Source organism: Bacteroidota bacterium, from assembly GCA_016213405.1.
GTDB lineage: Bacteria > Bacteroidota > Bacteroidia > Palsa-948 > Palsa-948 > Palsa-948.
In genome coordinates this window covers 1-10,683 of record JACRAM010000007.1, presented here as the reverse complement: position 1 = coordinate 10,683, position 10,683 = coordinate 1, and the positions used below count along the sequence as shown (strand labels likewise).

Annotated in this window: 9 protein-coding genes; 1 reads left to right on the top strand and 8 read right to left on the bottom strand. The window is 37.2% G+C overall.

Translation table 11 applies throughout. The features are described 5' to 3' along the window. A partial coding sequence (locus tag HY841_01170; protein ID MBI4929344.1) for a hypothetical protein occupies positions 1 to 336 on the bottom strand: 336 nt, incomplete at its 3' end. A gap of 171 nt (positions 337 to 507) precedes the next feature. Here HY841_01170 and HY841_01165 point away from each other — a divergent pair. Then, complete coding sequence (locus tag HY841_01165; protein MBI4929343.1) at positions 508 to 846, top strand: hypothetical protein; 339 nt, start codon at positions 508 to 510, stop codon at positions 844 to 846. Positions 847 to 886: 40 nt separating this feature from the next. Here the strand turns inward: HY841_01165 and HY841_01160 are convergent, their stop codons facing one another. The 7 genes from HY841_01160 to HY841_01130 form a co-directional block, all read right to left on the bottom strand. Beyond that, complete coding sequence (locus HY841_01160; GenBank protein ID MBI4929342.1) at positions 887 to 1,393, bottom strand: hypothetical protein; 507 nt, start codon at positions 1,391 to 1,393, stop codon at positions 887 to 889. Between the two features lie 94 nt (positions 1,394 to 1,487). Continuing rightward, positions 1,488 to 4,904, bottom strand: a complete 3,417-nt coding sequence (locus HY841_01155) for a PKD domain-containing protein (protein ID MBI4929341.1) — start codon at positions 4,902 to 4,904, stop codon at positions 1,488 to 1,490. An 8-nt stretch (positions 4,905 to 4,912) separates the two neighbouring features. Beyond that, positions 4,913 to 7,405 carry a hypothetical protein gene (locus HY841_01150; protein ID MBI4929340.1) on the bottom strand — a complete coding sequence of 831 codons (2,493 nt, stop codon included), beginning with the start codon at positions 7,403 to 7,405 and terminating at the stop codon, positions 4,913 to 4,915. An 11-nt stretch (positions 7,406 to 7,416) separates the two neighbouring features. After that, positions 7,417 to 8,292 (bottom strand): T9SS type A sorting domain-containing protein, encoded by an 876-nt coding sequence (locus tag HY841_01145; protein MBI4929339.1) that lies wholly within the window; start codon positions 8,290 to 8,292, stop codon positions 7,417 to 7,419. A 696-nt stretch (positions 8,293 to 8,988) separates the two neighbouring features. Next, positions 8,989 to 9,312 (bottom strand): hypothetical protein, encoded by a 324-nt coding sequence (locus HY841_01140; GenBank protein ID MBI4929338.1) that lies wholly within the window; start codon positions 9,310 to 9,312, stop codon positions 8,989 to 8,991. 149 nt (positions 9,313 to 9,461) lie between these two features. Further along, positions 9,462 to 9,767: a hypothetical protein gene (locus HY841_01135; protein ID MBI4929337.1), complete on the bottom strand. Its 306-nt coding sequence runs from the start codon at positions 9,765 to 9,767 to the stop codon at positions 9,462 to 9,464. Between the two features lie 13 nt (positions 9,768 to 9,780). Continuing rightward, positions 9,781 to 10,233 carry a hypothetical protein gene (locus HY841_01130; protein ID MBI4929336.1) on the bottom strand — a complete coding sequence of 151 codons (453 nt, stop codon included), beginning with the start codon at positions 10,231 to 10,233 and terminating at the stop codon, positions 9,781 to 9,783. Positions 10,234 to 10,683: the final 450 nt, after the last annotated feature.

Here is a 10,683-nt window from a genome sequence, read left to right as displayed (position 1 = left end):
ACCTTCGAGTTTTGCTTTTTGAAGTTTTTCGGGAAAGGAGTGGAGAATATAACTTTCGAGGTTTTGCCATTGGATGAGGCATTTGTCTTTTTCATCTTCGAGGAGGACGTGGAAGGATTCTGAGATTTCATCGCGCTGCTGCGCGTCTGGCATATCGCTGGCGGCAGTGACGAGGGCTATTTGCGCGTTGCCGTAGGCGGCAGTATAAGTTGTTAAATGATTTGTGAAGTCGGAGAGGTTATCGAGGTAAGAGTTCCATCCGAGGATTGCGACTGCGTAGAGTTCTTCTTGTCCGCAGTTGTATTGTGCTTTGGGGCGTGGGGTTTGTAGGGGCATGGTGAAAAATATTTAATGGCTAATGGTTCTTTGTTGAATTAACGCGGGCAAACATACAATGCAGAGCAATATGTTTTAATGCCATAAATGGCAATGGGTGTTTTTGGCAGATGAAGAAATTATTTTTGTTCATTGAATTTATAAGTCCCATTATTCAACGGGATGAAACAGATGGACGAAACACTCAACGTTTCTTTTGACATGGCGCAGAAAGTTTTGTATACTTTCATTGCTAACGGGATTTTCCGCAGCGAGTGCGCAGACATTACAGGCAGAGGCAAGGACTGCATAGACACTCACTTAGAAAGCGCGGTGAAGGATAATAAATATCCCTGCATTGAAAAATTGCTTTTCTATTGCGGCTACTATGGCTGGACAAAGAAAATGAGTTCTTCGGAAATAGCGGACTATAAAAACATGGCGAAGGAAAATCTGAAGAAGTTAGGGAAACGCATGAAGCGCGAACATGTGCCGTGGGAAAAACTTTATAGGGATTTATATGAAAATTAAATTTGAGATTTGTGTGCCAGACATGTTTAAGAATAAAAAATCAGTTGACTAATTTATCGGATAAAAGGGATAGTTGATGAAGCAGTAATTTTTTTTCTGCAAACGCGGATTTAAATTGTTCAAATTGGTTTTTCAATGATTGCATTCCTTCTTCTAACTGATGCAGAATTTTTTCGCAGTGTTTATTTGTTAAGTTATTGTTTACCATTTTTTCGCCTCCTTCCTTTATTATATTGATGTAACCTGCTATTTTATTATTGAGCGCCACTCCTTGTTCTAAAAAGCCGACTAATCCGTTTATGAATGTTTTATAATCGGTGACTGTGTGCAATAAATTATTTTCCATTTCAGACAGAGCAACAGGGATTGTTTCACTCGCAGTATTTATTTGCTTATAGGCATCATAGCGATTTTCCATTTTTGTCATGAATGCTTTTACTTGTTCATAAAATTGGCTGATTTCTTTTTTAACTACTTCGGTTTCTTCATAGAGGGCTTTGTTGTCATCGGTGAGTTGGAGGTAATGTTTGCGGATGGTTTTATTCATAAACGTTTTCGTGCAGTTGTTAAATTATTTTTCCAATAGAAAAGAAAAGGCGGGTGTTTTATTTCCCGCCTTTTGTTTTGCCCGCTAACCAAAATTATTTTATCACAATAATTTTATCTTGTTTTATTTTTGTGCCGTTTGAAATAATAGTGTAGAAATATACTCCTTCGGGTAAGTCCTTTTCGGAAATATTTAATTGATTAGTTTCTCCGCTCAGAAGATAACCTGCTTTTTTTCTTCCCATTAAATCGAAGATTGAAAGTTGTGCATTTTCATTTTGAGGGATGAAATATTTAATTGTCATTTCTCCGCTGTTTGGATTGGGATAGATGGAAACAATAGTTTCAAGGTTTAGGGTTAAGGGTGAGGTTGAGGTTGGTGGATTTTGAGTTCGCGCAGAGTTATAGGGCTCACATTGCAAATAGCGGATGGTGGTATAATCATACGAACTTCCGTTCCATGTTAATCCGGCAACAAATACATTTCCTGCTGCGTCTGTGCATATTGCGGTTGCCATGTCGTTCCAGTTGGCATCATAGCGCAATGCCCAGACAGTATTTCCGGATGAGTCCACTTTTACGGTGAGATAGTCGAAGTCGGAACCGTTCCAACTTTTTCCGGTTATATAAATATTTCCTTTCGTGTCGTGACAAACGGCAGAGGCAATGTTTGTGCTGCCCGTGCGGTTTGAAGTCCAAAGGAGAGTTCCGGCACTGCTGAATTTTCTTACTGTGAAATTTGTTGAGGTTGTATCAACAACAAAAATATTTCCTGCCGAATCTGTTAGTGTTTTTTGATTAGCAATAGTATCGGGTGCGGGACGAATGATGATAGTGTCTTTCATTACAGGTTCAAGTACCATGACTATTTCTTTTACAACACAGGTGCTAATCAATGAATCAATGGGGCGGGGTTTAATGGGCAATGGTTCAACGGTTGCGTTTTGAGCAAGTGCAAGTGAGTATTTCTGTGTGCTGTCGAGCAAAGCAACCTGCGCTGCATCGAAAGAAAAAGTTCCGTCAGCAGCGGTTATGGCAGAAGAAATATTGGCAACTCGTTTGAAAGCGGAATCAGCGATTATAACGGGAACACCTGCTGTGCTTTCGAGGGAGCAGAATTGATTGCCAATTAATACTCCGCGGATGGTGCGGGGTTTCTGTAATAAAGTAAGATTAACCGGGCTCACAGCCATCCATTGCGATATTGTTCTAGTGGTTGTGTCTTTAAGAGGAAAAGTTCCACGGGTTTGCAATGAATAATAAACAAAAGAACTAAAATTTGAATCTGTTAATAATGCATTTATTTCTGAAGGATTGAAAATAAACTTGCCGTTTGAATCTGAAATAGCAGGGCTTAGACCTGCTGCAAGATTATCATGCGGAGTGGTTAATACGATTGTATCGCCTATTGCTGGTCCCCCACTGCAAACAGAATCATTGTAAATAAATCCATGTATTGTAGAAATCACTGTGATTATTACACACTGTGTATCCTCTGTACACTTGTTTGATACTGTCAGACACACGGAGTAAGTCCCCGACCGTTGAAAAATATGTAAAGGATTTGCTGTCGTATCTACACTACCATCTCCAAAATTCCAAGAGTAATGAACTGGGCTTGAACCTGTAGATGTATTGTTAAAACTTATTTGTAAAGGCGAAACTCCCGAAGTTGTTGATGCACTAAAAATAGCAACAGGAGCAGTGTTGATTATAACCGATGAATTAAATGTATCTGCTGAACAAGATGTGCTGGTAATTAATTTTATGTTGTATGTTCCCGCCAGATTATATACTACTGTAGGTGAAGCCAGATTAGAAGTAGTGCTGTTTCCGAAATCCCACAGATAAGTCGCAGCAAATTTATTTGGTCTTAGTTTGATTGAATCTCCGGCACAGAAAAATGTTTGAGTAGCAGAATCCTGATTTGTTACACTGATTCCGCTTTGGGAATTAACTTGAGGAAGAGTACCATTTAATAGATTTTCAAAATTTTCTTTTTTAACTCTGCCGCTAAGAACAAGATATTCAGCAAATACAATTTTTCGGGATTCAGATAAAAATGCATTTTGGAGGCTGTCCAAAGCCATACAGGAGACAACACCATCCAATAATTCAAGTGTTTTCTCTCGCTTATTTATCAGGCGATAAACAAATGCTTTATCAGTTGTGGTATAAAATTCTGTAAAACTATCTCCGTTTATTTTTGCTTTTTTAATAATTGAATCTTGTACGGCAAGCAATTTTTGTACACATATATTACTCAAAGAAAAATTAGTAGTCCTTCCCGTTGAGAATGCATTCCCAAGCGCTTCTTTCATTTTTGTATAGGAAACAGTATTCAGCCAGTCAAAGCGTTCATGTTTTTGCTGAATAGGGAAAGTAAGAATTTCATAAAACTGATTCACCGCGGTTAAGTCATTGCCCGCAGCATTTTCAATTTCCATTTTATTCATTGCGCTTTTTACAGCATCATTTAATTTTACATTGCTGAAAGAAGAAGTATTGATGCTCGGACAATTCGGACAAAACTCCAACGGTGTTGACATTGCTGCATTGGGATTTTTTGGAGGAGGAGGCAATTGTGCAGCATCAAGGCAGGCGGGCGGAGATAAAACATTGCTGTTAAAAGGCGTTGGGTCATTGATGATAATATTTTGGTTGGGGTTGCAGTTATATGTACCAATCATATAATCTACATTAGGAGTAGGTGGCTGAATGGCATTTTTCCATCTGTTGCGAGCAGCTTGTAAAGTACTCAGGCAATTATTTTTCACTGCACCAGTTACAACTTTATTGCCTACAACAGAAGCAGGTCTTAAATCATTGTATCCCTGATTGAGGTACAACATATTTATCAACTGCGCATCAATGGTTTTTATACTGTTGACAGCAGAAACCTGCCCTCCTTTAGGGACCATAGTGGAACTCATATTAAGGTCTGCGCCACTTGTGACCTGAATGTTCCATCTTTTAAAAGTGCCATTATTAGAAACGGAACTACAACGAATGGTCAACATACCTGTTCCGCCATATGAAATACCTCCGCGAAACACACCAGTCAACGCGTTAGAATTGATGGAAGAGTTTTTTACAAGTAACCCGGTTCCGGCTGAAATATATTCAACGCCTGTGCTGCCTGTTTGAGTAACAGTACTGCTTGTTAACTGGCTTGGAAAAGACATTGCGGATGCTTTCCATCCATTAAGTGTATTGCTTAAAAATTGGCAAGAGCCCACGGTAACGCCTTTGTCGTTTGAAAACAATCCAGTTCTGCAAAATTGAAAAGTGCTGTTTGTAACAGTAAGGGGCGCTCCGCCATAAGTTAGAAATGCGTAAATCCCGTAGTACCCATATTCAAATATGCAGTTGTCAATTGAAACACCTGATTGTCCGTAGACAGATACTCCTCGATGATTGTTAAAGGCACTGGAAGTTGAAGTAACTTTTACATTGTTTAATGTAAGCGGACAGCCGACATTCAGGCGGGAATTATTTCCGAGTGCAACCAAACCGTTTGTTATAGAAAAAAGTGTAGCGGAGTTGCTAACAAACTTCCAGCATACATAGATTCCTGAATTACTTCTAAAACTTTATCTGACGGACCGTTTCCATTGAGAATGATTTTTGAATTTGTTCCGGCAATTATATTATCGCTGAGTGAAATGGCGGAAGAAAATTTTATGTAACCCCCAACAGGTGTAGAATGAGAAAAGGAAAAGGTGGCATTTGGTTTAATATTTAATGTTCCTTTAATTTCAATTAAAGCATTTGTTCCATCTAAGAAAATACTGCTATTATCATACTCCATCGTCCCTCCTTGATCAATAAAAACTTGTCCGCCATCGTGTATGCCAAGTTGAGAGCCTGATTCCATTATTAACTTCCCTCCATTTCTTACAATTACTTTTGCTCCATTATGAATTTCTAATTTACTTCCGTTCTGTAATTTTAATGTGCTGCCATTATCAACGATTACTGTTGAGTTATTTTCAAGATGAAAATGAGAACCGGGCAAACATGTAAACAATGTAGGATCATTGAGAAGCGGTTGTCCATTATAAGTAATCGGAGTTGCAGTACGAGTTGCGGACAATCCTTGATCTAATAAAACGGTTTGTCCTGTAAGTACATTTAGATAATCAGGATTACCGCTACCATATCCTGCCGGGGGAAAATCAGAAAGCATAATATCTCCGCACCATCGAACATTTTTATCAACAGTATAATTATCCCACAGAACTTTAATTTTTAGTGCTCCAGAACCATCATTGAATGCGTCTTCACTTAAAATTTCTATTGATAATCCATTGAGCCATATTTTTCGGTTTTCATAATTTCTTGCATCTAAAACAGATTTTATGACAGGAGTACCATTAAATTCATGAGTATATACGGGAATAGGTGCGGGGTTAGAGGAAAGGGAAATTTTTAAATTGTTACTAAACGCAGAATTAAAAGCGTCTTCATCATCACCGCTTGCATACCAATTATGTTCAACAGTTACTCCGTCAGATAAAAATTCACTAAGTCCAATGGCGTTGTTGTCTCCAGTCGGATACATTCCATTTTGGGGTTGTTGATCTACATACATAAAAAGATCCGAATGCCCAGTAAACGGATTAGGTTTTGTGTCAGGGTGATATTTATCGATAGGAATATTTTGATTCATCCAATTACAACCCTGCCAAGTGCCGGGTTGAATTGCGTCAAATCTAAACTTGAAATCATAATTACCTTCGGCAGAGAGCGGATAAAACCATCCTTCTAAATTCATGGGAGCATTGTTAAAAACCTGCGACTGAGTTCCAGTCTTAACATCTTTTCCCACTGTAATATAAGAATATAGTCCTGGTCTTAATTGTTGTGTGCAAACATCGGTAATTAAATCTTTATCAAAAGGCGAGGTCATTTGATGATTTTCCAACCATAAGTATTGATTATAAACAGATGTATAAGGTGGAGATGTATTAAAATATGGTAATTTAATTTTTATTGCATCACCTGAAGAAGAGAAGTTTCGTAGAATGTAGATTCCATTTGCAGTAGAACTTTGATTTGAAATATCAAAAGTTGTGGGAACTTCTGTTGTACCCACATCATTAAGTGCGCTGATTAAATAATTTTTTGCTGGGTTTTTCCATCCTGTTCTTTCCCTATCCCATCCATTGTACATTCGCATAATGAGGCTACCTCCTGCTTGTCCTAATGTACTGAACCAGTTGCTATAATTGGGAATAAATGTGTGGGGGCCTACACCACCACCCGTACCATGAAAATTATTAGGTCCAAACATCCAATGAGTGAATTCTACCATGAAAGGAAGCCACCATCCGTCATCATAGCAGGCAGATCCCTCAAAGAAATTATCATGTCCAAGCATGCCCGGAAGAGTAATATAATTATTTCTTGAAGGAACTGCATAGGCATCATTAACACAGTTTGTACTACTATATGCCTTCACATTTCTCCAGATAACAGCAATTCCATCCACATATTGGTCAGTTGCGAGAGGTACATTGGGTGTACCGTAAGATGATGCAGGAATATCCCATTGAGCAAATAACTGAATCGGCAAATTGCTGTTTGTTTTAAAATTAGGATCGTTATTCAGAAAATTTTGTATAGCGCCAAATTTCCCATATTGTAAAATATCAGCACAGGTAACGGATACGAGTTGATGGTAATAGTCGCCTAAAACAATGTATTGCCCGTGAGATGCTTCGTATAAAAAGTCAGTAATAAGTCCTCCTTGTTGACTAGGGGTAATCGTATTAAAATAATTATCCTTATCTGCTGGCAATTGCCCGGGAGCCCACAGTGCTGGGTTAGGTGTATAATTTTTACTATACCCAGGGCAGTTATCAGAAACTTCTGCAAAGATGAGAAATACTCTGACGATGCCCTGTTTAACAGGAATGTGGTAGCCGTTTTCACTATTTGCCTGAGCAAAAATAATGAGTGGCAGCAATAGTATGCTAACCGTTAAGAAAAAATGTTTTTGGATTATCATGAGATTGGGTTTTAAAAGTTATTTACCTTGAGAAGTTTTCGCGTAACTGTAAAGTGACTTCCCTTGAGTTGAATAAGATACAATCCATCCGATAAATTAGAAATATCCACTCTTGCCTCCTTATTGATAATAGCACTGTTCGCTATAATTTCTCCAAGCACATTTATTATGCTGTAACTATATTGCACTTGCTGATGCGGTTGGATTATAACGATATCCGTAGTAGGATTTGGAAAAATATTAAAATCATTTTCTTCAAAAAGTTCTGCAATACCTGTTCCATTATCTAAACTATTAAAAGGTAAAATTCTCAAAGACATATTTACTGATATGCCTGATTGGGTGCTGTCTCCCGGGAATACTATGCTGTCGGAAAAAGTGAAATTAGGCACAAAAGGTAAACTACCCGGCATATCCGTTAAGATAATATCGTTACCACTAGGACAAATAGATCCCCCGCATGTTAGATTCCCTCTTCCTCTTGGCTTAGGAGATAAGTTTGGGAAGGGCAAACTGTCACTATAAAATAAAGTATCGTACCAGTACATTGTGAGGGGCATTTTCCCTTTCAAAAAGGAAATAGAATTTCCAGCAGTCAGATAAGTAGAATCCCAAACAATAGTTTTAACAGCAGAATCTTGTCCCCCCCAAAAAAAGAATACAGAATTAAATTTCGATGTGTCTATCTTAATAGGTTTCTCGCCAAATATTGTATCTAAATTTAAACTTGCATTACGATCATAACCAATATAAATAGTGTCTCTTTCACCGTTGTAATCTTTAAACATTATAGGAAAGAGCCATGCAGGAGTTTGCGACTGTGCGAAACAAGAAGAAATAAAAAGAAGAAAAGGGATTATATAAAGCAAACAGAATATTTTTTTCATCACCAAAAGTTTTATGTCCTAATTTCTCAAGACAAGTTAAACATTTCAGTTTCTTTTTCTCTGCCCGCTAAAGAGAGTGGAAGAAACCTTTTCTATAAAATTAAAATCATATAAGGTTTTAATCAGATTGCTTATTATGAGAACAAAAGTATGATTTACATTGGAATAGACAAAATTATTATAAGGAAATCTTTTTGTGGATTTCTTTCGTGTGATTGGAGCATTTGCAAATGTGGTGTATACCAAAATAAAAAATAAAAAGGAATACACCTCTTTTGCAGATGCGGAGTTATATCAATGATTGCCGGAATTGTCCTGCGAATGATTTCTGCTGTCTGGTTAAAAGCAACGATGAAGGGTTGCGAAATTGTCTGACGATGTATTTGTGTTTTTATTACTGTCACGATGGGAGCGCGTTCAAGCGAGAAAGTAACTGTCCCGCGCTACCTTATTATATGTGGTTTATGCTGTCTGCATGAGAACTGCGTGAATTAACAACGCAACTGTCCGGCTACAAAACGCTGGTCATTTTTTTTGTATTTGATTTTTATGCTGTCGAGATTGGAGAAATTGTCGAGCGAGTGAAAAGTTGTCTGCCGATGTTTTTTTGCGGTTTGTATTTTGCGTTGAAGGACTGCGTTAATGTCCAACGGGAGTGCGGAGTTGCCGAGAATTTACAAGGCGGGGCTATTGTAGTTAACGTTTTTCAGGTTTGCGATGTGCGGGATTTTGGAATACAAAATTGTCTGCCATTACAAACATAAAACGAAGATATAAATTTTCAAACTTAAACGTCAGCCCGCATAGCGCAAACCTGATGTTGGCTGCTGCCCTGTATTTTTTTTCTGTCGTGATGAAGTGATTGTCTGGGTGCAGAATTATTTTTTTTGTTTTTGTTTTGGTGTCGGGCATTTTTGAAAATTTATTACTGTCGGGGTGCAGGATGGGCACGCTCTTTTGCATTTTGCCTATTCCCGTAAATAAAAATAAAAAGAGGCAAAGTGCAAATGTGCGTGCCATTTTGGAAGATGGTGTTTCTTGTTCGCTGTCGGATGGTGCAAGTTGTCAAGGCGGGAAACGCTGTCACCCGAAAGATGCCGTTAATGTTACGGTCAAGGTTGGAAAAGATACTGTCCAGATGTGAAATTGTCGAGAAAAGTCGTGTTTTTTTATTTTATTTTTTCAACTTCAATCCACCCTTTATTTGGGTGATCCATAGTGCAAACAAAAACACTTTGTCCAGGATCAGAACAACTTTTTATTTTTTTAAAAGTTGCTGTAACTGTCGCACCATCGGGAAATGAGGAAACCATGTCAAGATTACAAACTGTGTAATCATTGTTATTGAAACGGAGATATACACCTGTGCAATCTTTTATAACTGTCATTTCTTCGTTTCTCACTTTTTTGCAGGAATATAATGTTAGCAGAGAAAATATTGATATGATAAATAATACTTTTTTTATTTTTTTCATGATTTCATGATTGTTAAGTTAATTTATTCTCTGTTGCTTTATGCTTCTGTAAATATATTTTGTTTATTTTTTTAAATGTTTTGTGTAATCTTATTTTTGCGATTAACAGACCAGTCAATTTACCGATTATAGCAGATATTAATACAAAAATTACGGAATAAATAATTCCCCATAATAATGGTGTTGCTTTAAAAAAAAGCTCACACACAGAAATTATTGTAGCGAATAAAATTGCAAAAATCATAAAATATGTTCCCGTTTCACAACCACAGGATAAATAGTATTTATTAATTTTATCGCTATATTTTTTATTTTCTTCAACCGTAAAATATGGCAAATCAATTACGATTTCAGAAAAATTATATTTTCTTTTTTTTATAAGAATATTTATTTCATCTATATCTTTTATAATGTTCATAATTAACGGCATTTGCAATTTGTAAATGTTATTGCTGTTATTATCCATAAATAAAGTTTACAAATTCGTGTAACTATCCAAGTCCAAGCGACACATACAATATTTGAAATCCAAACCCAAGCAACACATATAAGATTTGTTACCCAATACCATGCTACACATACAATATTTGATACCCAATACCATGCAATACAAACCCAAGTAAATAATTGACAAGCCCAGGAACAAGGTATCCAAGTGCAACAGTTTTTTGCCCAATTTGAACAGGCACTGTAACCTTGGTCTTGGTATTGTGAACAGGCATTATATCCTTGGTCTTGGTATTGAGAGCAGGCATTATATCCTTGGTCAGCAGTCTGTGTAAGCTTCCCCATTGTTAGGACAGTTCAAAATTGTGTTTTGGGATTGGTTGATTTTGATTTTTGTTGTTGAGTAAATATTGTTTTGGAGACAAAGAGTTAAGAGAATCGTGAGGGCGCTCGTTATTATAATGTTCTT